We start from the raw sequence: 26022 nt of genomic DNA on the forward strand, positions 1-26022 counted from the left end.
CAAAAAAATAGAAAAAAAATTTCAAAAACTATTGCTGAAAAGGTTTTACAATGTTAACATTAAATAAATAATATAACTAAATTAAACAATTAAGTTAAAAAAAGGTAATTTTAGTTCTGCAGGCTAATTTTATAATTATTTAGTAGACACAATTATATGCATCATAATACAAAAGATATAAAAAATTATGATTAAAATATAAAAAGGAGTGAGAAGAGTGAAAAAGTCTACAAAAAAAATAGTTAGCTTTCTAATAGGGACTTTCATTGTTTTAGGAGTTTTTTCAGGAAATGTATATGCGAATTCTATTGAAAAGTATAAGGGAAGCAATGTTGCTGATAGTATAAATAGTAAAATACCCGAAGAAGTAAAAGAAGAAAATACCCCAACTTTAGATTTAATGTACATTATATATATAGAAAATAGAGATGGAGGAAGTATTTATCAAGAGTTTCCGGATGGTTCAAAAAGGGAAATGGGAAATGTAATAAGAGCTGGTAAATATCCAACAACTTCTTCAGCAGGTTTTTGGGCATCTCACTATGATGCTGCTAATGATGGATCTCATTCTGGTGTAACAGCTACAGCTTCAAATAATGTCCATGTAAGAGTAGGTCCTAGCGAAAGTTATGATCCTATAAAAGCAGCTGAAATAACAAAGACATCAGTACCAAGCCTTTCTCCAGCAGATATTGAGGCAGCAGGAGTTTGGATGCCAAGGCAATTTACTATAGGAACAGAGGATGATTATGTTTATTCAGAAATTAATAATCCAGTGAAGTTTACTGATAGTATAATTTATACAGATATCTTGGGTGGAAGTGAAATTTTTGGGGGAAACAGTGGAGCCTTTGTTGGGAACCCAGTTCAATTTTTAGATAGCGATGAAGAATGGAAGTCACTTGATTATTATTATAATGGTAGTTTTGATAAACCAATACCTGAAGATTTAAGAATAATAGTAAGTAAACCATCAATAGATATTGGATCACCAGTAAGTATTGAAATTGAAAACTGGGCAGCAGGAGATACAGTGAATGGTGAATACAAAGAAGCTAATGGAAGGGTGTTACTTAATTATGAGGATGGAACTAGTAAACATATAGCAGATATAATTCAAAGAGTAAGAGGAACAGGAAGATTTGGAGGAACTGAATATTCTCACGTGGGAACATTTAGAGCAAGTCATCCAGGAGTTATTTGTTTATCTACTTCTCCAAAGATTGGTAAATCAGGCTGGGGAAAATATATTGACTACTCAGGTGGAATTCAATTAGTACCAGCTAATCATGCTAAGTTCTTAGCTTATAATGTGGATCAAAAAGCTTTTATAGATGGAGCTTTCTCACAGCAACCTCATTATGGAATAATAGCTAGTATTGGATCAAATAAAGAAGATCTTTATAATCCAGAATACGCACCAAATGGAGAAGTAACTTTTGACCCTATTTTAGAAGCAGTAGCACCTCTTTATTCTCAATACTTAAAACCTAAGTATATAGAGGGTGACGTTGAAAATAGTACTAGGTTTGTTATATCAGAAGATTTTGGTGCTAATTATCAAGATGTCCCTACAATCATGGGATTAACTGGCTTTAGTGAACATGCATCATCTTTTGAAGAATCACCAGTTGCAAATTGGACAAACATTAAGATTCTATTAGAATATTAATTTTAATGAGGTGAGTAATATGAGGAAGAATTTAAAAGTTAAAATAGCTGCATTATCAGCTGTGTTGATATCAAGTATGGTTATATCAGCTTTTTCTGATAATAAATTAGTTTATGCAGATGAAAATGAATCAATTAGCATTAATGAAGTAGATTTAGATAGAGAGATATATGAAGAAGAATTAAAATTAATGTTTCCAGATGAGAATTTTAGAAATGTGATTATTAGGACAGTTACTTTTACCACTTATACTAATCCTCAGGATATTCCAGATATACAATCCAATAAAGTTACTTTAAGAAAATTGCAATCTGTAAAGTATTTATTAGCTGTTGAAGAAAAAATTAAGTCAATAGAAGGAATATCCTATTTACCAAATCTCTTTGAAGTAAATTTAGAGGGTAATCACATAAATATAATTCCAGAAGAAATAACTAAATTAGAAGGTTTAGATAAGTTAATAATTTCAAGAAATAAAATAGAAGAGCTACCATCATATATTGGAAATATGAAAAAGCTTCGTTGGTTTGATATTTCTCAAAATTTATTAACTTCTCTACCAAAGGAAATTGGTAATATTACAACATTAGACAGACTAGATTTCTCACAAAATAAAATAATTGAAATACCAGCTGAAGTAAATAATCTAAAAAAGCTTATAAGATTAGTTGCTTATGGTAATGAACTAACAACTTTCCCAAATGATATAGTAGCATTACCAGTTTTAAGAGAATTAAGTCTTTTTAATAATAATATAACAGAGTTACCTGATAATATAGGTTCTTTCCCTGAGCTTATGTATTTAAGAATTGGAAAGAATAAACTTACTTCACTACCAGAAAGTATTGGTGGATTAAATAAATTATATACATTAAGCATTGATAATAATGAATTAAGTAGGTTACCTAATAATATAGTAAATCTTAGTAGATTAACAGAAATAAATTTATCAAATAACAAAATAGATGTATTACCAGAAAATATGGATAAGTTAGTAAGTTTAAAAGAAATAAATTTAGAAAATAACAGTTTAGAGAACTTTCCTAATTTATCACCTTTAAGTGCTTTAAAGACTTTATATATTTCAAAAAACAATATAAAAGAAGTGGATATGAATTTTGTTCCAGTTTCATTACAATATATAGATTTATCAAAAAATCAATTAAGTTCAGTTCCGATTATAGAAAATATCAAGCATTTAGATCTTTCTTTTAATAATATACAAGAAGTTCAAGAAGAAATAAGTAAGATGAAAGTAATATCATATTTAGGATTAAATGATAATGAAATAAAAGTATTACCTAATAGTATAGGAAGCTTGATAACTTTAACAGGAATAAACTTAAGTCACAATAAATTAGAAGTATTACCAATGGAATTAGGTAGTTTATCAAAGTTACAAGGTTTATATATAAGTAATAATGAATTATTAGATATACCAAGTTCAATAGGAAATATAGCAGAATTAAGATTTATTTTTGCAAATAATAATAGATTAACTACAATACCAAAAGAAATAACTGCTATTGAAAAATTGAAGAAAGTGGATTTAAGAAATAACTATTTAACAAAATCAGAATTTAGTGATAAGGTTAATGTTTTGTTAAATGAAAACTTTATTAAAGGTATGGAAGGACAATTTGAAATAGAGAAAGTTTCTAATAAAAAGATAGACTTCAAAATAGGAGAAGAAATAAATTTATTAGATTATATAAAAATTAAGGGATCAGATAAGAAGATACCTTTAGGAGTGATGGAAATTGAAGATATATCTAATAAAGAATTCTTTGTTACGGGAAGCAATTCCACTAGTATAGTTGGAACAAAGAAAGGCAATGGAAAAGTAATAATTAAAATTAAAAATTCTACAGTAGATAATGCTACTGAAACTTTAGGTGTAAGGATAAAAGGTAAGTAAATATAGAAAAGAGTCTGATATTTCTCAGACTCTTTTCATTTTGAAATATATTTTCAAAATATGTGAAAAAATATTCCGAAAAGTATTGATTTAGTAATTTTTGGATGATAGAATTATATTAAAGAAAAATAAAACGTAGAAAGGAAGTCTAGTATGAATTTGATTAATATATTGAAAAAAGAATCAATATCCCTAATAGTAAGTCTTCCAGAAAATAATTTAGAACTTGCTGAAGCGGCATTATCAGCAGGAGCAGATATATTAAAAATCCATATTAATGTGGAGCATAGAGCAAGCAAAACTAGGTTTGGATCTCTAGAAGAAGAATTAAAGAATATTAAAGAGATAGTTTCACTTTGTAAAAAGTATGATAGACCTATAGGAATTGTTGCTGGAGGGCATGATAAAATACCAATGTCAGAAATAGATGGAATAATTGATGAAGGCTTTAACTTTATCTCATTATATGATAAACATATGAATCCATTAGTATTTAATAAAGATATTGATAAGATGGTGGCTATAGATAATGAATACAAATTAGAATATGTAAAAGCTTATGATGAATTGCCTATAGATATATTAGAGTGTTCTATTATGGAGCCATCTACTTATGGAAATGAATTAACAGTGAGAGAATTATTACAATATAAATCAATCAGAGGTGCTACTTCTAAACCTATAGTAATACCAACTCAAAGGAGTATAACACCTGAACAAAGTATAGTATTACAACAAATTGGTATTAATGGGTTAATGATTGGAGCAATAGTAACTGGTAAAACAAAAGAATCAATTTATGAAGCTACATTAAAATATAGAAAAGTTATAGATGATTTTAATAAAAAAGAGGATTAAATATGAATAATAAAGTTTTATATATACCACTAGATGATAGACCAGTAAATTTAGATTTAGTTATTCAGTTAGCTAATCTAAGGGGGTTAGAAATAAAAACGCCTAAAAGTGAAGATTTAGGCTTCTTTTTAAAAGAAGGAAATGTAGAAGAAATAGTAAATTGGTTAAATTGTGAAGAGGGAGATGCATTAATAATATCCCTAGATATGTTTCTATATGGTGGTTTAATTGCTTCTAGAACTGATAAAAGACCAGCTGATGATGCAATAAAAATATTAAGTAATTTAACAGAATATAAGAAGAATAATAGAAAAGTAAAGATATATGCCTTTTCAAATATTATGAGGTTATCTATATCTGTATCCAGTGATGAAAGTCAAGTATGGTGGGATAAAATAAATAAATATAATGAATTAAGATATAGGGTAGAGTCATTAAATGAAACTGAATTTAAAAGTAATTTAGAAAAAATAGAATTGGAAATACCACAAGAAGTATTAAATACTTATTTAAGTACTAGAGAAAGAAACCATAAAATTAATATGGAAGCCATAAATCTTGTAAAAGATGAAATAATTGATTTTCTAATACTATCACAAGAGGATTGCTCTAAATATGGATTACATTTAATAGAGCATGAAAAGATACATGAAAAGATAAATAAAGATAACATAAAGGATAAAGTATATGTTTATCCAGGTGCCGATGAAATTGGACAAATACTTCTTAGTAGGTATGTAAACGATGTTGAGAATTATAAACCTAAGGTTTATATAGATTTTGATGATAATAAATTAAAAGAAGTTATTCCAAAATTTGAAGATAGACCTCTAAATGTAAATATAATTGAACATTTAAAAAGTACCAATGCAATAATAGTAGATAACTATAATGAGTGTGATTATATACTTGCAATTACAACTCCAAATATTCCATATATAGATATGGCAGAAGGGAAAGCAGAAAACTACAATAAAAACAATACTATTGATGAGCTTATTGAGAGAATAAAAAGATATGTTAAGTTAGGAAAGAATGTAGGAATAGCTGATTTATCTTTTGCAAATGGTGGAGATAGTTATCTTATAACAAGATTAAAAGAAGAAGATTTATTGCTTAAGGTAGTAGCTTATGGAGCTTGGAATACTGCTGGAAATGCAATGGGTACTACAATTTCTCATGGAAATATAATTTCAACCTTATTATCAAAGGGGATGATTGATTATAATAATTCTTTACAAAGTCTAAAATTTTTAATAGAGAGATATTGTGATGATTATATGTATCAGAGCTATATTAGAAATGAAGTAAATAAAGAAGTATTAAAAGAAGATTTAAGCATTTTTAATATGAAAAAAAGGGTGAATAAAATAGATAAATTTATTGAAAAAGAGTTAAGAAAAATGATTAATGATTATTTTTCTAGAAGTGAAGTTAATTACTTAGAGGCTAAGGGATTTATAGAAGAAATAAATGTAAATGCAATATTGCCTTGGAACAGAACCTTTGAGGTTAAATGTGAAGTGAATATTGCTTTAAAGGAGAGATGATATGAAGGTAAAAGGAAATAAAAGCTGTGATGTTTTAATTATAGGAGGAGGACCTTCTGGTATTATTGCAGCAAGGGCAGCTGTTTCAGAGGGAAACAAAGTAATATTAATAGAAAGAGGCGGATATTTAGGTGGATGTGCAACTAAATCTTTAGTAATACCTCTTATGACCTTTCATGCTGGAAAAAAGCAAATTGTAATGGGATATGCAAATGAACTTATTGAAAGAATTAAAAAAAATGGTGGGACAATAGGTCATATTGAAGATCCACTTGGAGTAGCAGCAACTGTTACACCTGTAGAAACAGAGGTTTATAAATATACAGCTCAAGAGTATTTGCTAGAAGCGGGAGTAGAGATTTTATATCATACTGAAGCATTAGATGTAGAAGTTGATGAAAAAGATATACAGGCTATTATAGTTAAGACTAGATCGGGTTTATATAGAATAAGTTCAAGATATTATGTTGATGCTACTGGAGATGGAGAAATAGCTTACCTTTCTGGAAATGAAATGAAGATAGGAAGGGAAAAGGATGGTAAATGTCAACCTATGACAATGATGTTTAAATTAAGTGATGTTAATATAGATGAGCTTATTGATTATGTTGAAAGTAATAGAGATGAATTTGTGTTGGGAGATAATATAAAGAGCCTTCGTGATACAAAAAGAATTGCAATTTCAGGCTTCTTTTCAAAAATAAAGGAGGCTACAAAAAATGGTGATTTTACAATAAGTAGAGATAGGGTTTTGTTTTTTGAATTAAATAGAAGAGGCGAAGTTGCTATAAATATGAGTAGGGTTATAAATAAAATAGCTGTAAGAGATTTTGATTTATCTGAAGCAACTATAGAAGGTAGAAGACAGGTAATAGAAATATATAATTTTTTGAAAAAATATATACCGGGATTCAAAGATTCAATTTTGGTTCAATCGGGTGATGAAATAGGTGTTAGAGAAACTAGAAGATTAGTTGGAGAATATCAATTAACTGAAAGGGATATTTTTTCTAAGAAGATATTCGAAGATACAGTAGCTCTTGGAAGTTGGCCAATAGATATTCATGATCCAGATGGTAAGGAATTAGATTTAATAGAAATGAAAATGGGTGATTACTATGGAATACCATACAGAGCATTGTTACCTAAAGAAATTAACAATTTAATTGTTACAGGAAGAGCAATAAGTACAACTCATGAGGCATTTGCATCTATGAGAGTTTCTCCAATTTGCATGGCTTTGGGACAAGCAGCTGGTACTGCAGCAAGAATTTGCGTTAAAGGTAATAAAAGCTTTAGGGAATTAAGCTATCCTGAACTTAGAGAAGAGCTACTAAGGGATAATCAAGTTATCGGATAAGACAACTTGAGGACACTATTTATTATAAATATAAATACAAGGAGGGCGATATATGAAATAAAAATAAAATTTTATAAACTAATTGAATTCTGGGTCTTTTATTAAAAATGCAATTATAAAAAATATTAGAAAAGGGGAATGAAAAATGGGAGAAGTTTTAAATATTCAAGTTATCCTTATATTATTAGTTTTTGCTGCAATAACAGTACTTATGATATCTAAGAAACTACCGACACTTTTAGCATTACCACTACTAGGAATTATAATAGCTGTAATAGCAGGAGTTCCATTTATGACACCAAAAGAAGAGGGTGGACAAACCTTAATGGCTCATGTAATTGGAGGTGGGTCAGTTAGACTTGCTAGTACAATGATGGCTGCAATATTTGGTGCAATGTTTGCAAAGGTTATCCAAAAACAAGGTGTATCAAATACTATAATTAGAAAAGCAGCAGAGCTTGCAGGAGATAAACCTTTAGCAATTGCATTTGTATTAACAGCTGCTTGTGCAGTAGTATTTTCAGCGCTAGGTGGAGCAGGAGCAGTTATAATGGTAGCAACAATAGTAATTCCGCTTATGTTATCAGCAGGGATAAAGCCAACAATTGCAGCAGGTTCATTTCTTATGGGTTTAGGTCTTGGGGGATTATTCAATGTTGCAAACTATCAATTTTATGTTGATGCAATAGGAATGGATATGGAACTTGTAAAATTAACATCCTTAGTTTTAGCAATAATATCTATTGTTGTAACTGCGGCGTATATATTAATTAATGTAAGAAGTAAAAGTGTAAGAAGTACTTGGGCAATGCCAAGTAGTAAATTTGAAACAAAGACACAGGACGATGTAAATGTACTTGCTTTATTGTCACCATTAGTACCTATATTATTAGTATTCTTCTTAAAATTAAGTGCTGAACTTTCACTTTTAATTGCAGTAATATATACAATTTTAGTAACTAAGCCATCACAAATAATTCAAATTACAACAAGCTCTCTTGTAGAAGGAATACAAGATGTAGCAGGAGTTATAGGATTAATGATAGGAATTGGAATATTATTAAATGGAGTATCAGCTACAGCTACTATACAATTAATGCAACCGCTTATAGGTGCTATATTACCTACATCTCCATTACCATATATAATAATATTTACTATAGCATCTCCACTAGCTTTATATAGGGGACCTCTTAACTTATATGGTTTAGGTTCAGGCCTTGGAAATGTTATGTTGGCTGCAGGAACATTAAGTCCAGCAGCTATAGGAATGGCATTAAGATCTACAGGTGTGGTACAAGGAGTATCAGATCCGACTAATACTCACAATGTAATTGTAGCAGATTTTGCAAAAGTGGATGTTAACTCAGTTTTAAAATCTACTTTACCATACACAGTATTAATTACTTGTTTATCATTAATATATACAGCTATAATGATATTTTAAAATTATATAGCTAAGGATATTTTAAAAAAAATAAAGGGCTGTCGCACAATGTAAAATGAATAATTCTACATTTTACATTCTACATTTTTAATTTAGGAGCTGTTGCGACAACTCCTTGATAATGATTTGCATTAGGAGGGGAAAATGAGTAAGGTGAGAATTGGAATTGACGTCGGAGGAACATTTACAGATGCTGTTGTTATAGATAATAATAGTTTTGAAGTAATAGGAAAAGCTAAAATACCTACCACTCATCATGAAAAAGAAGGGGTTGCAAAGGGAGTTATAGATGTTATAAAAAAGGTACTAGAAGAAAATAATATTTCTCCGAATGATGTAGTATTTATAGCACATGGAACTACCCAAGCAACTAATGCATTGCTAGAAGGTGATGTAGCTAGAGTTGGTATAATTGGAATGGGAAAAGGAATAGAAGGTGAAAGGGCTAAAAACGAAACTAAAGTTGAAAATATAGAGTTATCTCCTGGAAAGTATTTATATACAAAACACAGATATATAGATTCTGGAAATTTATATAAAAAAGTAATTTTAGATTCAATAACTGAACTAAGAGAAGAGGGAGCAGAAGTTATTGTAGCATCAGAGAGCTATTCAGTAGATAATCCAGATAATGAAAAGCTTGTAATAGAAGAGGCGTTAAATAGTGGAATGTATGGAACTGGAGGATATGAAATATCGCAATTATATGGATTAAGAGCAAGAACAAGAACCTCAGTAGTAAATGGGGCATTAATTCCTAAAATGATGGAAACGGCAAATATGACAGAGGCTGCAGTTAAAAATGCTGATATAAAAAAGCCACTTATGATCATGAGATGTGATGGTGGTGTTATGACTATAGACGAGGTTAGAAAAAGACCAATATTAACTATGTTATCAGGATTAGCTGCTGGAGTTGCTGGGGCATTAATGTATGAAAAGGTTTCTGACGGAATATTTTTTGAAGTTGGAGGAACATCTACTGATATTTCTGTAATTAAAGATGGTAAGGTAATGATAAAAAACTCACAAGTCGGTGGACATAAACTTTATTTAAAATCCCTAGATGTTAGAACCTTAGGAGTTGCTGGTGGAAGTATGGTGGTTGTAGAAAATAATAAAATAGTAGATGTAGGACCTAGAAGTGCCCATATAGCAGATAAGGAATACGAAATATTTGCAGATGAAAAGGAAATATCTAATCCAGAGTTAATTTATATTGCTCCAAGACCAGAAGATAAAAGCAATTATGTTGCTATTAAATGTGATAATGGAAAAAGTTTTGCTTTAACCTTAGCTGGAGCAGCAAATATATTAGGTTATGTTGATAAAGAAGATTATGCTAGAGGTAATATAGAGGCTGGAATAAAAGCATGGGAAGTGATAGCAAAAGAAGTTAATTTGTCTGTGGAAGAAGCAGCTAAAACAGTTATGGATATAGCTATAAATAAAGTGAAAAAAATAGTAGATGAATTAATTACAGAATATAAATTAAATAAATCCATAATAAAACTTGTTGGTGGAGGAGGATCAGCTTCAATAGTTACACCATATCTTTCAAAAATTATGAATGTTAAATATAATATTGCTAAAAATGCACCATATATTTCAACTATAGGAGTTGCATTAGCATTAGTTAGAGAGCAAATAGAAAGAAGTGTTATTAATCCTACTGAACAAGATATTAGAAAGATAAGAATGGATATTCTTGAAGCAGTTGTAAAGGCAGGAGCAAACCCAGATACTGTTGAAATTACTGTAGATGTAGATGCTAAAAAAAATATTCTGAGAGCTTCAGCAACAGGTGCAACAGAACTTAGAACTAAGGAATTAGGTGCAGATAAAAAGACAAAGGATGAACTTATAAGTATTGTTAGTGATTCTACAGCAGTATCAAAAGATAATATTCAAATAGTTGGAGAAACAGGAAGATGGATAATATTTAAATGCTTTGAGACTACAAAAAAACTTTTTGGATTTATATCTAGCAAGAAAGAAAAAATTAGAATCCTTGATGAAGATGGAGTAATTAGATTACAAAAAGATAAGGGAAAGGTTTTATTTTGCACAAAGAAAGAGCTATATGAAAACTATAATAAATTTATAGATGAAAATACATTATTTACAGATGCAGGTGCACAACTTCCAAAGATATATATAATTTTCAATCAAAAACTTATAGATTTATCAGGAGTAATTAACAAGGATCAGTTATTAACATTAACTAATCTTGAAATTGAACTTTTAGATGAATCTACCAAAATTGGAATAGTAGCTACTCAAGAAAATTAGAGGTGATATATGAAAAACTTATATTTTTTAAATGATGAAGTTTTATCCTTATTAGAGCTTATGGAAGATTCATTATTCCATAAGATACCTAAGGAAAAAATAAAATATTATATTAATGAAGCAATTCAAATAGGTAAAAATCTTGCAAATGAATATAAAGGCAAGGATATAGAGTCACTTTTAAAAAAGCATGGAGTAGAAGTAGTAATTAAAGAATGTTGCGAATCTAAGAATTTAGATATTAGAGGGGAAATAATTTTTGATAAAGAAGAAAAACAAATAATTATTTATAAAAATTCTATAAACCAAATTATAGAAACATTAAAGAAACATGAATTAAGTATATCTAAGAAAGAAGTATATAATATTCATTTAGCTCATGAATTTTATCATTTTTTAGAATATAGCAATAACGATAATACTAATTATAAGCTTGAAAAGATAGAAATAAATTTAGGAAGATTAATTAAAAGAAAAGCTACAATACTTAAAACAAGAGAAATAGCAGCTCATGCTTTTTGTAAGGAAATACTAAATTTAAGATTTCACCCCAAATTATTAGACTATATATTTTTAGTAGAAAATAAAAAAATTAATTTAAAAGAATTTAAAAAGTATATCAAAGAATTAGAAGAAAACTATATAATTAATTTTGTATAAATTTTCTTTTTATAATTGTATTTGTATATTGTTATATAAGTATAGGAAGCTAGGACTAATAGCTTCCTATACTTATATTTAGATAATTTATATTCTAGATAAAAAAGATTTTAAAACATTAACAATTGTATAAACATCTTCTTTTGTAACCCAATAATGAGTTACAAATCTCATAAGACCATTCTCTACGTCGTTAATTTTAATATTATTTTCTAGGAAATGACTAACTAAATTCTTAGTATTTATATTTTTATCTTTAAATCTGAAAAATACCATATTAATTTTTAAGTTATGTAAATCAACTTCAATTTCGGGTATCTTGTTTAATTCTTCTGCAAGTAATTTTGCATTATCATGATCTTCCTTTAATCTTTTAGTCATTTTTTCTAATGATACTATACCTGCAGCAGCTAAAAAGCCAGCTTGTCTTAAGCCACCACCCATTAATTTTCTCTTTTTTCTAGCCTTATTAATAAAATCTTTATCTCCAGCTAAGATAGATCCAACAGGAGAACATAATCCCTTTGATAAGCAGAACATAACTGAATCACAATATTTTGTAACTTCCTTTACATTAACATCAAGAGCAGTTGAGGCATTAAATAATCTTGCGCCATCTAGATGAACTGGTAAGTTATATTTTTTAGCTATAGTATATATTTCTTTCATATTTTCAATAGTTAATACATTACCACTAGAATGAGCATTTTCGATGCAAATAAGGGATGTTGATGGGAAATGAATATCGTCATCTTCAAAACGTATTCTCTTTTCGATATCTTCTGCTTTCAAGATTCCATTTGGAGAATCTATAGCCCTTAATTGTACACCAGCAATTACAGAGCTTGCACCTACTTCATGAGCAATAATATGATTAGAATCAGCAATTATTACTTCACTTCCACGTTTGCAATGAGTAAATAAAGCAAGTTGATTCCCAAAAGTCCCACTAGGAACAAATAAAGCAGATTCCTTACCAATAATTTCAGCAGCTAAAGCTTCAAGTTTATTAACGGTAGGATCATCACCATAAACATCATCTCCAACTTCAGCTGCAAACATTGCTTCTTTCATAAAGCTAGGTTGTTCAGTTACAGTATCACTTCTTAAATCAATATATTTCATTAAAATACCCCCTTTAAATAGTTTATAAATAATTTAATTATAATATAATAAAAGTATATAGTTAAGTAAAAATTTACAATAGGGAGTAGTTATTATGGGAACAATGGGATCTGAAAGGAGAAACTTAGAACAATTAAGAGCTTTCTTTGTTGTAGGATTAGTTATGGGATTAATAGGAAATATATCATATTTTCTAAAATACAACGAAATTAGCATAGAATTTTTTGATTCTATAGATATAAATGGATTAACTATTATGATGACATTTTCTGTTTTAATTTTAGGAATATTTTCTATTGGTAATATAAAATTAGAAGTTAATGAAGAAATGATAATAGATATAAAAAGAAAAACTATAATTTATAAAATAATATTCATATTATTTGCTATATATACAATAGCTATTTCAATAATTTTTAAAGATTTATTATTAATTAGATTAGAAATGTTGATAGAGATTATTTTAATAATTTTATATATCAATGAAAGAAAAATTAAGTCTATCCAATTAATGGATATCCAGCTTAGGTGGAAAAGAGATTTTGATTACCCAGGTAGCCTTAATAAAGAAAGCAATGTTTTTTGGAGAATGAAAGTAAGGTTTTTTCCACATGTTAAAGTTAAATGGAATGATAGAATTCATAGAATAAGAAAATATAATATCTTAATTTTAGCTATATTCTTAGTAGGGAGATTTGAGTTAGCTACAGTTTTGTTCTTATTCATTTTTATACCAGAGGTGATTTACTTAATTGAAATTATTTTTTGTTTATATACTAAAACTAGCGGAATATGTACAGGGATTATAGACGTAACAAGTAGTAAATCTAGAATACCAGTATATAAAGTATATATAACTAATTATAAATTAGAAGAAGAAATTACTTTTAAAGTAAGAAATTATTGTTATATTCAAGAAAGAGATGAAGTAGTAGTGGTTCATGGAGCAATTAGTAAACGAGTAATAGAAGTACAAGGAGTAAGAATGGATTTTATTTAGTATTAAGATAATAAAATTTTTATGATAGCCTTTTCATTTATTCTTATTAATAGAAGTAAATATTTATATATGTTATTATAAGTTTTGAAAATATGAAATATAAACTAATACAAAGGATAGGTGATGAAATGAAGACTAATTATCATACACATAATTATAGATGTAATCATGCAAGTGGTACTATTGAAGACTATATTGAGGAAGCAATAAGAGAAGGATATGATGAAATAGGAATATCTGACCATTTGCCCCATCCAGGTAAGAATATAGATAATTACAATAGAATGAACTATAATGATTTACCGATATATTTTAAGGAAATAGACGATGCAAAGGAAAAGTATGGAGATAAAATTTCTATAAAGAAGTCCATTGAATGTGAGTATTTTGAAGACTATCATTGGTTATATGATGATTTCAGAGAAAAATATAAAGTAGATTATTTATTGTTAGGAGTACACTTTTTCCCTTATAAAGGAGAATGGACATATGTAGGGGGGATAAAGTTAACACCTGAAATTTTAGAGATTTATATTGATTATGTTATTAAATCCATGGAAAGTGGTTATTTTGATTGTTTAGCGCATCCTGATTTATTTGGTGTAAGATATAGAGCTTGGGATGAATACACAATTAAGGCTTCAAGAAGGATATTGGAAGCGGCTGAAAGGCTTAATATACCAATAGAAATAAACATAAATGGTTTCAAAAGAGGGAAAGTTAAATATAACTTAGGAGAAAGATATTTTTATCCTATAGAAGAGTTTTGGAATTTGTCTAAAGAATATAAGGTAAAAAGGATTTTAGGTGTAGATGCACATTTACCTGAAGATTTAAGAAATAGATATATTGGGGAAGAATTTGTTAAAAAACTAGGTCTTGAAATAATAGATAAGTTATAGTTAGTAACATATGTTACCGAATTGAATTATCTATTATGATAGACTATCTTTAGAAATAAAGTAATTGGAGGAAGTATATGAGCTTATTTTTAGGAAAAATTCATTATTGGTTGTTTAATAAGATAGTTTGGTTTGAGGACCTTGAAGAAGAAATAATTCATTTAGCGAAAAATGAAGGATTAGATGTAGAAAGTTTATCTAGTGAGATTGATAATAAATATGGACAAAGATTACCTAAGCTTCCTTTAGAAGATATGATAGATACTTCTAATATACATGGATGGCTTCAGGATAAAATTCATTCTGCAGAATATAGACTTGCGACATGGACTGTTAAAATTCTAGAAAAAGAGGGAAGTAAAGAAAAGTTAGAGAATTTATATATAAATCAAGGTTTGAAGGCTGCAAATGAAGTAATAGAATCAGGTAAGCTAATAAATAATGCAGTGGATATATTTAATGCTGTTAATGACTATATTTTAGATGGAATGCCATGTGATAGAGTAAATGAAGTTTTATTACAAGAAGAAGATAAAGTGATATGGAAAAGAAGAATTTGTGTTCATAAAGAACTTTGGGATACTGTAGGTGGAGATGTTAACTTGTTCTATAATTTAAGAGACTTATGGATAAAGTCTTTTGTAAACAAAGTTAACGGTAATTATAAGTATAGTTTCCTAGGAAATAATGAATTTTCTATAGAAAGAGTATAGGTGATAATATGGATGCAATAGAATTAATGATGGAAGAACATAAAAATATAAAGGTTATGTTAAAGATAGTAAGAAAGGCTTGTTTCTTTATATTAGAAGGAAAAGATGTTAACTATGATGACTTTAATAAAATAATATCTTTTATAAGAAATTATGCAGATTCTCATCATCATAAAAAAGAAGAAATAATGCTTTTTAATAGAATGGTGGATGAAATAGGAGAAACAGCTGAAAAAGTTGTTAAATATGGAATGCTAGTAGAACATGATTTAGGAAGGTTATACGTAACAAGCTTAAGTGAAGCCTTAGAAAATTTAAAAAATGGGAATGATGAAGCAAAGCTTGATATAATTGCAAATGCTGTTTCCTATACTAATCTTTTAGAAAGACATATTCATAAAGAAGATAATGTAATTTATAAGTTCGCACAAAGAGAATTAAAAGAAGATACGATGAGTGTAATTAATGATGAATGCGTTAAATTTGAAAATGAATTTGATAATATAAAGAATGAAAATTTATCTATTTTAGAAGAGTTAAAAGTTAAGTATTGCATTTAGGAATAAGAATATTTTAAAATAACTATTGGATCTAAAATAAAATAAGGATAGGTGATAAGTATGATTACTAAGGATATGACTATAGGTGAAGTTGTTAGAATGAAGGAAAATGCTCCACAAATATTAATGAGCTTTGGAATGGGATGTGTAGGGTGTCCGTCAGCTCAAGCAGAAACAATTGAAGAAGCAGCTAAAGTTCATGGATTGAATTTAGATTCTTTATTAGAAGCATTAAATAAATAACAAGATTAAAAACTGTGTTAAACATAAGTTGTTTGGCACAGTTTTTTTTATATTTTTTATAGATAAAAAATATAATATACGACAATTAAATATCACATCTTTCATATTACATCATAATATGTACTATAATTACAAAATTATCTTATAGTATTGTAGTTTTTATGAAAGGAGAATATATGTCCATTAACTTTAAGAAATTCGTGCCACGACCTGGACTAGTAAATAAGCAAGGGCGTTTACCAGATCCATCAGAGTTAGTTTGTATTGAAGTTCCAAAGGTTTTTGACCAATGCTTAATAAAGAGATGTTTAGTATATGCTGATGGACTAGATTCATTAACTTCTGATGAAGAGTTAAGAAGCAATCCTTTAGTAAATCCTAAAAGGTATCTTTCAAGCAGGGACTTTAGAGTAAGACTACTATCAGTTGATAAGATTCCTCTTAAGGGGGATCCAAACTTTAAAAAATTAGTTATTAATTATGTTATAAGCTTTTATTCAGATTATATTGATGATAGTGGTATAACTCAAAGTGAATTTTATGAGATTAACAGAACAGATATTGTTGGAAGGTTCTATTGCCCAGATTCTATAGCACAAATTTCAGCAAGTAGTGACGAAGAAGTTGCTAGTGAAGAATCTAATATAATTAAGCTAGAAATGGTAGCAGAGGCATTAGATGGGCAAATAGTAGAAGATGAAGCTGGAGATGAAGTATTAGATATAACTTTAGGTTATTTTATAGTAGTTAAATGCCAACTTTCAGTTCAATTATTAATTCCAGCTTATGACTATTGTCCAGTGCCAAGAGAGGCTTGTGAAGAAGAACCTGAAGAAGATCCATGTGAAAGATTTGAAAGGGCTCCAGTTCCTAAGTTCTATCCAGATCAAAATTTAGAACCATTATTTCAAGAGTGTGATGATGAAGACAGATAATATTGACTAGAATGACAAAAGAATAAGAGAAAAGTATCATATAAAAAACAAAAAATATTAAACAAAATAAAAAACTATAAATACTAAATTATAAATATTTTTATTAAATAAAAAAGGGAGGATTCAATTTATGAATTCAATGTCAAGAGGTTACTATGAACCTTGTGGAAAAGATAAAAGAAAAGAAGAAAAACAACAATGTCCAACTATTATAAAATGTGGATGCCCAAGTTCAGTTATACTTCCATTAGCTGCTACAGTAGGAACTACATTTACTCTTGCATCACTTACTTTAGATACTTCTTGTTTATGTGATCCAAGCACTAAATTAGAATTTGCAAGTAATATAGTTATTCCATTAGCAGCATCAGGAGCTTTTACTGTTCAAATATTCAAGCAATGTAGAAATCAAATTACTCCAGTACCTGTTGGACCTGCTTGGACTTGGGCTGAATTAGTAGCAATAGCTAGTTCAGGAACTTTTTCATTCTTTATTTGTGATTCAGATTCTTGCAATAATGATTGTTGCACTTATACAGCAGTTGCAACCGTTACAACTGTTATAGCAGGTGGTACTATAGCTATTAATAACGCTACACTTGGAGCTGTATCAACTTGTAAATCAAATGCTTGTGCAACTAATTGCAATAGAAGAAGATGCAATTGTGAATGTGAATATTAATATAAATTTAAATTAAATGATGTACCTTATAAAAAAGTATAAGGAAATATCATTGTAAATTGAATCCCAGGTATGAATTTTCATACCTGGGATTTTCATAAAAGGCTGATGAAAACAGTGCTTTTAATAATGTTAGCCTTAGTGCAACTATATATTGTGATAACTATTGTTATAATGATTAAAGATTTTTTTAATACTTAAGAATATAATTATAAAATCTCCAGATGTTTTTTCATTAGGAGATTTATTTATTAGTTAAAGAGATTTGTATGTATAATAAGAACTAAAATTTAATAGCATTAATATAATATACTAGAGTATTAATATAAGGTGATAATATGATTTATTTAGATAATGCGGCTACATCTTTTCCAAAACCATCTAAGGTTTATGAAGAAGTATTAAATTGTATGAAAAATTATTGTGCAAATCCTGGAAGAGGTTCTCATGACATGTCAATTAAGTCAGAACTTAAAGTTATGGAGACAAGGAATCTTATAGCAGAAATTTTTAATATAAAAAATCCTTTAAACATAGTCTTTACTAGTAATGCTACTGAAGCTTTAAATATAGCAATTCGAGGATTATTAAAAAGGGGAGACCATGTAATTAGTACAGTTATTGAGCATAACTCTGTTCTTAGACCATTAACTGAAATATCAAAAATTGGAATAGAAGTAACTTTGGTTTCTTCTGATAAAGCAGGATATATAAATCCTTTAGATATAAAGGAAGAAATCAAACTAAATACTAAAGCAATAGTTGTAAATCATGCTTCTAATGTATTAGGGAGTGTACAAGACATTAATAGAATAGGTAAAATAGCAAAAAAATATGGAATTGTTTTTATAGTTGATGCATCTCAAAGTGCAGGTTCTATTAAAGTTGATGTAGATAGTGATAATATAGATTTACTTGCTTTCCCAGGGCACAAGGGACTTCTTGGGCCGCAGGGGACAGGAGGGTTATATATAAAAGAAGGAATAAATCTTAAATCCTTTAAAGCGGGTGGAACTGGTAGCAATTCAAATTCTATTGATCAGCCTAATGAATTACCAGATAAATTTGAAAGTGGAACCATAAATACTCCAGGTATAGCAGGATTATGTGAAGGGGTAAAATTTATTAAAAAAATAGGAATAGATAATATTTATAAAGAAGAAATGCAGTTAACAGAGCAGCTTATTTTAGAATTAAAGAAGCTTAATTTTATAAGAATTTATGGAAGTACATCTTTGAAAGATAGGGTATCTGTACTTTCTTTTAATATTGAAGGTATTGATGCTTCAGTGGTCGGAGAAGAACTTAATGATTCAGAAGTTGCTGTGAGAACAGGTTATCATTGTGCAGCACTAATTCATAAAATTATTGGAACAGAATATAAAGGAACAGTTAGAGTTAGTCCTGGTTGCTTTAATACACCAAAAGATATAGATGAATTAATTAAAAACATTATAAAAATTTATAAGTCTAAATAATTAGTATCATTGTACATATATAAATATATATGTAAATGTAACATTAGGATGTGAAGTTATGGAAGAGAAATATAGTAAAATTAATAAATATCCTATAAATAATCCTAGTGATTATGATAGATATATTACTATTGAAAATGAACTTAAGAAAGAAGGAAGAATAGAAGATATAGAAAATATAATTAATTTAATGAGTCCACCAGAAGATATTAGAAGTATTTGTAAAAGTGAACAAGGGAAAAAAGTAAATGTTGCAATAGTTGGTACTGGTGAAGCAGGACTTGCAGCAGCCTATGAATTAAAAAAAATAGGATGTAATATTACTGTTTTCGAAGCAAGTAAAAGAATAGGGGGAAGAGTTTACACTCACTCTTTTGATAGAAACAACAAGTATTATGGAGATTTCGGAGAAGGAAGTATTCCAATATCTCATTATACTACTTGGCATTATATTAATCTTTTTAAATTAGGTACTAATGTTTGCAATAATAACAATCAATATTATTATTTGAGAAATGCTGGAGCTTATAATAAGGAAAGACAAATAGCAAAAAATATATATCCAAGATATGATTTAACAAGATTAGATAAAATAAAGCTAAAAGCTAAAGACCATTTAAATATATATAATAAATATTTAAATGACTTAAAATCAGAAGAAAGGCAAGAATTAATTCAAATAAAGGATAACTATTCTAAAAATATTAAAAACTTAGATAAATTAAGTTTAAAGGAAGCCTATAGGCTAGAGGGGTTTAGTGAAGATGCCATAAATATGATAGGATATATTAATGGAGTTACGGAGTTTTATAATGCAAGTATTACAGAGATTTTACAAAAGAAATATACTTTAGATAATATTAGTAGTTATAATATTTCAGGTGGAATGATAAAATTACCACAATCCTTATACGAAGCAATAATAGAAGAGAATTTAAAATCCTATTCTTATATTAACAAAGAGGAATTAGGAAAGGTAAATGTCAAATTAGGTTTTTATGTTGATGGAGTTAATAACTTAGAAAGTAAGGTTAAAGTAAATTATTTAGATTCAGAAAAAAATATACACGGAAGTGACGAATTTGATTATTTAATAATTACAATTTCACCTAATAGTATAAAAAGAATGAATATTAGTGAAAGTTTCAGCAAGGATAAACTAAGATCAATTGATGAAATAAGCTTTAAAAATTCTCAAAAGGTTTATTTGTATCTAAAAGAAAGATTCTGGGAATTAGAACGAAAGAATAAAAGAATAATAGGGGGAAGAACAATAACGGATTTGCCTCTCTATTCAATTTATTATCCTTCAGATAATGCAAGTGTACATTATGATAAAAATAATAAAGAAATTATTAGTTTAAATAAGAATTCAAAGACTCCAGGAGTTTTACTTGCTAGCTATAGCTTTGGAGATAAATCAGATGAGTTTTCTTATTTAAGTGATGATATAAAAATAAATGATATTATAAATTATATTGAGAAAATTCATAACTTACCAAAAGGATATTTAGATAGTATTGTATTAGATTATAAATCAATAGTATGGTCGGATGTACAATATATTTGGGGATTTTCTAATTTATATAAACCACAGGATAAAACTTTTTATTCTTATTCAAATATAAGTCCTGAAATGGACAATAAGATTTTCTTTGCAGGAGATAATGCTACTGCGAAACATGGAACTCAGCAGGGAGCATTACAAAGTGGAATGATTGCAGCTAATAATGTAGCTGCAGAAATAAAAAGAAAATATAGTCAATAAAATAAAAATGACCTGCGAATATTTGTAGGTCATTTTTCATTTTATTAACTTAAGTACTTTTATAAAAGTATAAAAAATTACTAGGTTAACTTAACTACCTTTCAAGTAGAAAAAATAAATAAATAAATATTACTCTAATTCATCTTCATCACAAGTATCATTGTCTGGGAATAATGGTTCTAAATGTTGATCTGGATAGAACTTAGGAACTGGAGCTCTATCGAATACTTCACATGGATCTTCCTCAGGCTCTTCTTCACAAGCAGCTTTTGGAACTGGACAATAGTCATAAGCAGGAATTAATAATTGCACTAAAAGTTCACATTTAACTACAATATAGTAACCTAAAGTAATATCTAAAAATTCATCTCCATGTTCATCACTAAGTATTTCACCATGTAATACTTCTGCAACCATTTCAAGTTTAATTAAGTTATTATCACATAGTTCATCTCCAAGTGTAGTTGTGGCTTGAGAAATTGAATCTGGACAATAGAATTTTCCTATTGTGTCAGTTCTGTTAATTTCAAAAAATTCACTTTTAGTTTTTCCATCACAGTCAATATAATCTGCATAAAAAGATATAGTATAGTGTAAAATTATTTTTTTGTAGCCGTGATGTTTTTTTAGTGGAATCTTATCAACATAATTTAAAGTTAACTTAAAGTCTCTACTTGAAATATACCTTTTTGGTGCATCAAGTGGATCACTTCTTAACTCACAATCAGTTGTGTTTGTATCTGGACCGTCGCAATATACAAGGCATCTTTTAATTAAGCATTGATCAAATACTTTAGGTACTTCTATACATACTAATTCAGCAGGATCTGGTAAGCGGCCTTGTTTGTTTACTAGTCCTGGACGGGGCATGAATTTTTTAAAGTTAATGGACATATAAATTCTCCTTTATAAAATAATAAATTATCATTTTAGTACTCACAATACATGATATGAAATATTAATAAAGTGGTGATATTAAAAAATAGGAATTGAAAAGTTTTTTATAAGATAAAATTGCATAATAGTAAATAAATATAAATATAATTTTATAGATGGTTTATGTATAAATAATTTTTGGATATAGATTATTAATTAATATATAAAGGAGAGCGTTAACATGAGGGGGATATATCCATGGCTATATGTTGACTACAAAGAAAGTTTATGGAGATTTTCTGTAAATGACAATAAAGAGCTAAACTATAGACTTATGTATACAGAAGGAAAATGGACAAAAGAAAATTTAATAGACAGTAGGGTAACAGGCTTTGGATTATTTGTAGATGACAGTGAAGGAATACATTTAGTATATTCAAATACTAAAGGGGAATTAAGATATTGTACTATGAAAGATAATCAATGGGTTGGTAAGGTTTTATATAAGGTAGAGGATAATGATTATAATATAGAATGCATAAAAATCGAGATAATTAGATCTGAAATGCATATTTTTTATGCTTTAGCAAGTGAAAATGGTAATGATCATGGTGTTTTAATGCACTGTATTTGGGATGGCCATAATACAAATATTATAAAGTTACAAGACATAATTTTAAAACCAAGTTTAAAGGAATACTACTTAATTAACATAAATAATAAAAATGAAATTTATTTATTCTATTTATCAGATGAAGGTGATGAATTATCTTTAAATTATTCAATTTATCATAGTAACAATTGGACACCATCTATTAGGCTTTATGGAATTCAAGGAGAAGAAATATATTTTGATGTTGAGTTAGATAATAAGAGTATTCATGTTTTAAATAGATCTAGGGAAAATTTATCCTATTCACTTGATCATGTAATAATTGATTCTAGAGAAAGGTTTAAATACTATAGAGTCTATGAAGGGAAAAATAGTATAATTGAACCTTTAGTATTTAAGGATGGTAATAAAGTTTTTGCTTGTTGGATGGAGGAAAATGAAATATACTATTCAGTTTTTATAGCTGAAAAGTGGACATATAAAACAAAATATAACAGAGATAATAAAATAAAAATAGAAAGATGCAATGCATATATTAGTGAAGTTAAAGAAGGACGTATTAAGGGGAAAAATATTTATGCAACAAGTGGGTTAGATGTATATTTATATGATCCCCAAAAATTAGTATACAGTGAGAATAAAGAAAATAATAATGTGATAATTAATGGTAATAGAGTTGATTTAAATAATGAAGAGACAGAAGTAATTAAATCTGAGCTTTATAGAGTAAAAGAAGAAAATAAAGAATTAGGAGATAGAATAGCACATTTAACTTTGTTGTTACAAAAAAATCAACAAGGAATAGAAAAGTATAATCAGCAGTTAGCAAGGGTAGTGGAACAAAAGAGAAAGGCAGAAGAAAATAGTAATATTTTTTTAGAATTACAGAAAAAAATTCAAGGAGAAAATGAAGCTTTAATTGAAGAAATAAATATATTAAAAGAAGAAAAAGAAAATTTTCAAAATTTGGTTAATACCTATATTAATGAGATTGAAGCCCTGAAGAATGAAATAGAAACTATTAATTTAGAATTATCAAAAAGAGATATTATGATAGAGGAATATAGGAAAAATGAAGCTAAAGAAAATGAATATATTGAAGAAATTCAATTGTTTAAGGAAGAAGTAAATAACCTTACTAAAGAACTATTAATAAAGGATAGAAAAATCCAAGAAGAAATTCATTTGAAAATAGCATTAGAAAATCAAAATAATATTATTATAGAAGAAAATTTACTAATAAAGAAGGAGTTAACTTCATTAATAGAAGAAAACAAGAAAATAAATACTGAGCTTCAAATAGAGAGGAATAAATCTGTTATGGAAAAGCTTTTAAGAAAAAGGACATAAATTCAAAGTCAACTTAAAAAAGTAATAGCATAATATGATATATATCTAAATACAAAAGGAATTGGAGATAAATTATGAGATTAGATGAATATGACTATATTATAGTATTTACTTCACATTATAGAGCTATTTATATTTATGATAGATTAAGAGTTAAAAAGATACAGACTAAATTAGTGACAGCACCAAATAAGGTTAATATAAGTTGCACACAGGCCTTAAAAATTAAAGAAGAAGATAGAGATAATGTTAAGTTAGAGCTTGAAAGAAATAATATATATCCAACTGCTGTCTTTAAAATCATTAAGAATGGAAAAGAAGAGGATTATGAATTAATAGAATAAGATGGGAGGAAAGTGGAATCCATGATTAATGCAATAAATAAAAGTATTGTTTATGTGTCTAATTTAGGTAGTGATAAAATTTCCGTTCTAAATGGGGAAATTTCAAATGTTATCGATGAAATAGAAGTTGGTCCAAGACCATATGAATTAGTTGTAGATAATAGAGATAATATTTATATTGCTACAGATAGAAATGATAGAGTAACTATTATTAATCATATAACAAGAACTAGTAAAAGTTTATATATGCCTAATAACGGACATATTAAATTGGATTCTATCTCTCAAAGAATTTATGTTTCCAATATAGAAGAAGTATGTATATACAGCCTAGATGATAATAAGATACTTAATAAAATAAATGGATTTATTGCAGTGGATGGTATAGAGATAAGTAGTGATGGAAGCAAGCTTTTTATTTTGGATATTTTTAAAAACGAATTAAGTATTTATGATACTTTAACATTAGAGAATATAAAAACTTATAAGAATATTGGAGATAGTCCTAATTATATTTTTATAGGACCTGAAGATAGGTATTTATATATTCTAAATAAAGGCATTAATAAAAAGAGTTTAAGTGGTAAGCTCATTATGATAGATATTTATACTGATAAAATATCATATATTGAATTTCCAAATGGTTCAATTCTTTCATCCATAGATGGAAATTATAGATTTTTGTATGTAATAAATACTGGATTAAATAGAGTAGAGGTTATAGATATATTAAAAGGAAGTATAGTAGGCAACTTTAAAACTTCTTTAAAGGACCCTCAGAAAACAAAACTTTTAAAAGATCATAGATATGTATTGGCAACTAGCAAGGATGATAAAGGTAGAGGAGCATTAGATATAATTGATATTGAGAATCAAAAAATTGTGAGCACATATAACTTTCAAGAAAAAAATTCACAACCTTATAGTATATGTATTATTGAAGAAAATAACTCTGAAGAAGAGGATTTATTATATAAGAATTCCAATGATAGAAATTTAGAAAGCCAAGGAAACTTTATATTAGCTAATAAAGTATTATCTACATATAAAGAAAAAATAATTTTTCAACAGGAAAAAATTGAATTAATTTCTAAGGAAAAAATAGATATAGAAGATATAAAGTTTGAAAATTGTAAAATAATTAAAGAAAGTAAAAATAAAGAGTTAATCATTAATAAGGAAAATTATATAGCAATAAGCTTTGAATTTAATATTCCATATTATGTAGAATGTACAAATTCAAAGAAAGAAAAGTTAATTATTAAAGGTAACTTAACAGGGAAACAGAAAGCTATTTTATATATAGAAAAAAGTCAAGATTATGATCTGAATTTTACTGTTAAGTCATCAAGTGAAATTATATCTTTTCCATATATAAAAGATAATAATATTTTATTTGATGTTAGTTCAACTATTTCAACTTATGCTACAAAAGAAGAGTTAATTTATGTACCTTTCAAAGAAATAAATAACAATCTAGAGGAGGTATAAAATGGTATTAAAAACATATAATCACTTTTTATTAAAAACAAAAGATAAAAAGTTATTAAAATTTTCATATAGCGAGAGCTTTGGTATTTTTTGTGAAACTATTATTAATAATAAAGTTATTAACAAGAATATTATTTGCAAAGACTGTCTTAAATATTTTTATATTATTGAAGATTTCAATAGAA

General features: G+C 27.7%; 22 protein-coding genes and 1 pseudogene. 21 read left to right on the top strand and 2 right to left on the bottom strand.

Annotated features, from left to right (window positions below):
* Positions 1 to 217: 217 nt before the first annotated feature.
* From QK892_RS09575 to QK892_RS09610, 8 genes are all read left to right on the top strand, one after another.
* Positions 218 to 1672, top strand: coding sequence for a hypothetical protein (locus QK892_RS09575; RefSeq protein WP_317273327.1), 1455 nt, complete (start codon positions 218 to 220; stop codon positions 1670 to 1672).
* 19 nt (positions 1673 to 1691) lie between these two features.
* Positions 1692 to 3590, top strand: a complete 1899-nt coding sequence (locus QK892_RS09580; RefSeq protein WP_317273328.1) for a leucine-rich repeat domain-containing protein — start codon at positions 1692 to 1694, stop codon at positions 3588 to 3590.
* A 153-nt stretch (positions 3591 to 3743) separates the two neighbouring features.
* Complete coding sequence (locus QK892_RS09585; protein ID WP_317273329.1) at positions 3744 to 4448, top strand: hypothetical protein; 705 nt, start codon at positions 3744 to 3746, stop codon at positions 4446 to 4448.
* Between the two features lie 2 nt (positions 4449 to 4450).
* Positions 4451 to 5998 carry a DUF4127 family protein gene (locus tag QK892_RS09590; protein WP_317273330.1) on the top strand — a complete coding sequence of 516 codons (1548 nt, stop codon included), beginning with the start codon at positions 4451 to 4453 and terminating at the stop codon, positions 5996 to 5998.
* Position 5999: 1 nt separating this feature from the next.
* Complete coding sequence (locus tag QK892_RS09595) at positions 6000 to 7358, top strand: FAD-dependent oxidoreductase (protein ID WP_317273331.1); 1359 nt, start codon at positions 6000 to 6002, stop codon at positions 7356 to 7358.
* A gap of 145 nt (positions 7359 to 7503) precedes the next feature.
* Positions 7504 to 8805 carry a transporter gene (locus QK892_RS09600; protein WP_317273332.1) on the top strand — a complete coding sequence of 434 codons (1302 nt, stop codon included), beginning with the start codon at positions 7504 to 7506 and terminating at the stop codon, positions 8803 to 8805.
* 144 nt (positions 8806 to 8949) lie between these two features.
* Positions 8950 to 11097 carry a hydantoinase/oxoprolinase family protein gene (locus tag QK892_RS09605; RefSeq protein WP_317273333.1) on the top strand — a complete coding sequence of 716 codons (2148 nt, stop codon included), beginning with the start codon at positions 8950 to 8952 and terminating at the stop codon, positions 11095 to 11097.
* A 9-nt stretch (positions 11098 to 11106) separates the two neighbouring features.
* Positions 11107 to 11757: a hypothetical protein gene (locus tag QK892_RS09610; RefSeq protein ID WP_317273334.1), complete on the top strand. Its 651-nt coding sequence runs from the start codon at positions 11107 to 11109 to the stop codon at positions 11755 to 11757.
* An 87-nt stretch (positions 11758 to 11844) separates the two neighbouring features.
* Here QK892_RS09610 and ltaE read toward each other — a convergent pair whose 3' ends face one another.
* Positions 11845 to 12882 carry a low-specificity L-threonine aldolase gene (ltaE, locus tag QK892_RS09615; protein ID WP_317273335.1) on the bottom strand — a complete coding sequence of 346 codons (1038 nt, stop codon included), beginning with the start codon at positions 12880 to 12882 and terminating at the stop codon, positions 11845 to 11847.
* A gap of 94 nt (positions 12883 to 12976) precedes the next feature.
* Here ltaE and QK892_RS09620 point away from each other — a divergent pair, with 94 nt between their 5' ends.
* The 9 genes from QK892_RS09620 (at position 12977) to QK892_RS09660 (ending at position 21163) form a co-directional block, all read left to right on the top strand.
* Positions 12977 to 13882, top strand: coding sequence for a hypothetical protein (locus QK892_RS09620; RefSeq protein ID WP_317273336.1), 906 nt, complete (start codon positions 12977 to 12979; stop codon positions 13880 to 13882).
* A 128-nt stretch (positions 13883 to 14010) separates the two neighbouring features.
* Complete coding sequence (locus QK892_RS09625; protein WP_317273337.1) at positions 14011 to 14784, top strand: histidinol-phosphatase; 774 nt, start codon at positions 14011 to 14013, stop codon at positions 14782 to 14784.
* A 77-nt stretch (positions 14785 to 14861) separates the two neighbouring features.
* Positions 14862 to 15497, top strand: coding sequence for a hypothetical protein (locus QK892_RS09630; protein ID WP_317273338.1), 636 nt, complete (start codon positions 14862 to 14864; stop codon positions 15495 to 15497).
* Between the two features lie 8 nt (positions 15498 to 15505).
* A complete protein-coding gene (locus QK892_RS09635) occupies positions 15506 to 16057 on the top strand; it encodes a hemerythrin domain-containing protein (protein ID WP_317273339.1) in 552 nt (183 codons plus the stop codon).
* Positions 16058 to 16117: 60 nt separating this feature from the next.
* Positions 16118 to 16300 carry a DUF1858 domain-containing protein gene (locus QK892_RS09640; protein WP_317273340.1) on the top strand — a complete coding sequence of 61 codons (183 nt, stop codon included), beginning with the start codon at positions 16118 to 16120 and terminating at the stop codon, positions 16298 to 16300.
* 176 nt (positions 16301 to 16476) lie between these two features.
* On the top strand, positions 16477 to 17235 hold the full coding sequence (locus tag QK892_RS09645; RefSeq protein ID WP_317273341.1) for a hypothetical protein: 759 nt from the start codon (positions 16477 to 16479) through the stop codon (positions 17233 to 17235).
* A gap of 130 nt (positions 17236 to 17365) precedes the next feature.
* A complete protein-coding gene (locus QK892_RS09650; protein ID WP_317273342.1) occupies positions 17366 to 17917 on the top strand; it encodes a DUF4489 domain-containing protein in 552 nt (183 codons plus the stop codon).
* Between the two features lie 338 nt (positions 17918 to 18255).
* Positions 18256 to 19395: an aminotransferase class V-fold PLP-dependent enzyme gene (locus QK892_RS09655; protein WP_317273343.1), complete on the top strand. Its 1140-nt coding sequence runs from the start codon at positions 18256 to 18258 to the stop codon at positions 19393 to 19395.
* Positions 19396 to 19453: 58 nt separating this feature from the next.
* Complete coding sequence (locus QK892_RS09660) at positions 19454 to 21163, top strand: flavin monoamine oxidase family protein (protein ID WP_317273344.1); 1710 nt, start codon at positions 19454 to 19456, stop codon at positions 21161 to 21163.
* Between the two features lie 129 nt (positions 21164 to 21292).
* On the opposite strand, the gene QK892_RS09665 is transcribed toward QK892_RS09660, so the two are convergent.
* Positions 21293 to 22057: a hypothetical protein gene (locus QK892_RS09665; RefSeq protein WP_317273345.1), complete on the bottom strand. Its 765-nt coding sequence runs from the start codon at positions 22055 to 22057 to the stop codon at positions 21293 to 21295.
* 223 nt (positions 22058 to 22280) lie between these two features.
* Between QK892_RS09665 and QK892_RS09670 the strand changes: the two genes are divergently transcribed.
* From QK892_RS09670 to QK892_RS09685, 4 genes and pseudogenes are all read left to right on the top strand, one after another.
* Entirely contained in the window at positions 22281 to 24002 is a 1722-nt protein-coding gene (locus QK892_RS09670) for a coiled-coil domain-containing protein (RefSeq protein ID WP_317273346.1), read from the top strand.
* Positions 24003 to 24076: 74 nt separating this feature from the next.
* Positions 24077 to 24346, top strand: a complete 270-nt coding sequence (locus QK892_RS09675; RefSeq protein ID WP_317273347.1) for a DUF3343 domain-containing protein — start codon at positions 24077 to 24079, stop codon at positions 24344 to 24346.
* A gap of 21 nt (positions 24347 to 24367) precedes the next feature.
* The gene (locus QK892_RS09680) at positions 24368 to 25837 is read left to right on the top strand and encodes a YncE family protein (RefSeq protein ID WP_317273348.1); all 1470 of its coding nucleotides are present in this window, start codon (positions 24368 to 24370) and stop codon (positions 25835 to 25837) included.
* Between the two features lies 1 nt (position 25838).
* Positions 25839 to 26022 (top strand): annotated as a pseudogene (locus QK892_RS09685) (hypothetical protein); the annotation flags it as partial.

It is taken from the genome of Clostridium lamae, assembly GCF_033043255.1.
GTDB classification, from domain to species: domain Bacteria; phylum Bacillota; class Clostridia; order Clostridiales; family Clostridiaceae; genus Clostridium; species Clostridium lamae.

Excerpts from the sequence above, each read along its gene's own strand:
- QK892_RS09610 (WP_317273334.1), top strand. The coding sequence starts at position 11,107 with ATGAAAAACTTATATTTTTTAAATGATGAAGTTTTATCCTTATTAGAG.
- QK892_RS09600 (WP_317273332.1), top strand. The coding sequence starts at position 7,504 with ATGGGAGAAGTTTTAAATATTCAAGTTATCCTTATATTATTAGTTTTT.
- QK892_RS09675 (WP_317273347.1), top strand. The coding sequence starts at position 24,077 with ATGAGATTAGATGAATATGACTATATTATAGTATTTACTTCACATTAT.
- QK892_RS09595 (WP_317273331.1), top strand. The coding sequence starts at position 6,000 with ATGAAGGTAAAAGGAAATAAAAGCTGTGATGTTTTAATTATAGGAGGA.
- QK892_RS09605 (WP_317273333.1), top strand. The coding sequence starts at position 8,950 with ATGAGTAAGGTGAGAATTGGAATTGACGTCGGAGGAACATTTACAGAT.
- QK892_RS09640 (WP_317273340.1), top strand. The coding sequence starts at position 16,118 with ATGATTACTAAGGATATGACTATAGGTGAAGTTGTTAGAATGAAGGAA.
- QK892_RS09585 (WP_317273329.1), top strand. The coding sequence starts at position 3,744 with ATGAATTTGATTAATATATTGAAAAAAGAATCAATATCCCTAATAGTA.
- QK892_RS09655 (WP_317273343.1), top strand. The coding sequence starts at position 18,256 with ATGATTTATTTAGATAATGCGGCTACATCTTTTCCAAAACCATCTAAG.
- QK892_RS09590 (WP_317273330.1), top strand. The coding sequence starts at position 4,451 with ATGAATAATAAAGTTTTATATATACCACTAGATGATAGACCAGTAAAT.
- ltaE (WP_317273335.1), bottom strand. The coding sequence starts at position 12,882 with ATGAAATATATTGATTTAAGAAGTGATACTGTAACTGAACAACCTAGC.
- QK892_RS09630 (WP_317273338.1), top strand. The coding sequence starts at position 14,862 with ATGAGCTTATTTTTAGGAAAAATTCATTATTGGTTGTTTAATAAGATA.
- QK892_RS09660 (WP_317273344.1), top strand. The coding sequence starts at position 19,454 with ATGGAAGAGAAATATAGTAAAATTAATAAATATCCTATAAATAATCCT.
- QK892_RS09680 (WP_317273348.1), top strand. The coding sequence starts at position 24,368 with ATGATTAATGCAATAAATAAAAGTATTGTTTATGTGTCTAATTTAGGT.
- QK892_RS09665 (WP_317273345.1), bottom strand. The coding sequence starts at position 22,057 with ATGTCCATTAACTTTAAAAAATTCATGCCCCGTCCAGGACTAGTAAAC.
- QK892_RS09620 (WP_317273336.1), top strand. The coding sequence starts at position 12,977 with ATGGGAACAATGGGATCTGAAAGGAGAAACTTAGAACAATTAAGAGCT.
- QK892_RS09650 (WP_317273342.1), top strand. The coding sequence starts at position 17,366 with ATGAATTCAATGTCAAGAGGTTACTATGAACCTTGTGGAAAAGATAAA.
- QK892_RS09645 (WP_317273341.1), top strand. The coding sequence starts at position 16,477 with ATGTCCATTAACTTTAAGAAATTCGTGCCACGACCTGGACTAGTAAAT.
- QK892_RS09580 (WP_317273328.1), top strand. The coding sequence starts at position 1,692 with ATGAGGAAGAATTTAAAAGTTAAAATAGCTGCATTATCAGCTGTGTTG.
- QK892_RS09670 (WP_317273346.1), top strand. The coding sequence starts at position 22,281 with ATGAGGGGGATATATCCATGGCTATATGTTGACTACAAAGAAAGTTTA.
- QK892_RS09625 (WP_317273337.1), top strand. The coding sequence starts at position 14,011 with ATGAAGACTAATTATCATACACATAATTATAGATGTAATCATGCAAGT.
- QK892_RS09635 (WP_317273339.1), top strand. The coding sequence starts at position 15,506 with ATGGATGCAATAGAATTAATGATGGAAGAACATAAAAATATAAAGGTT.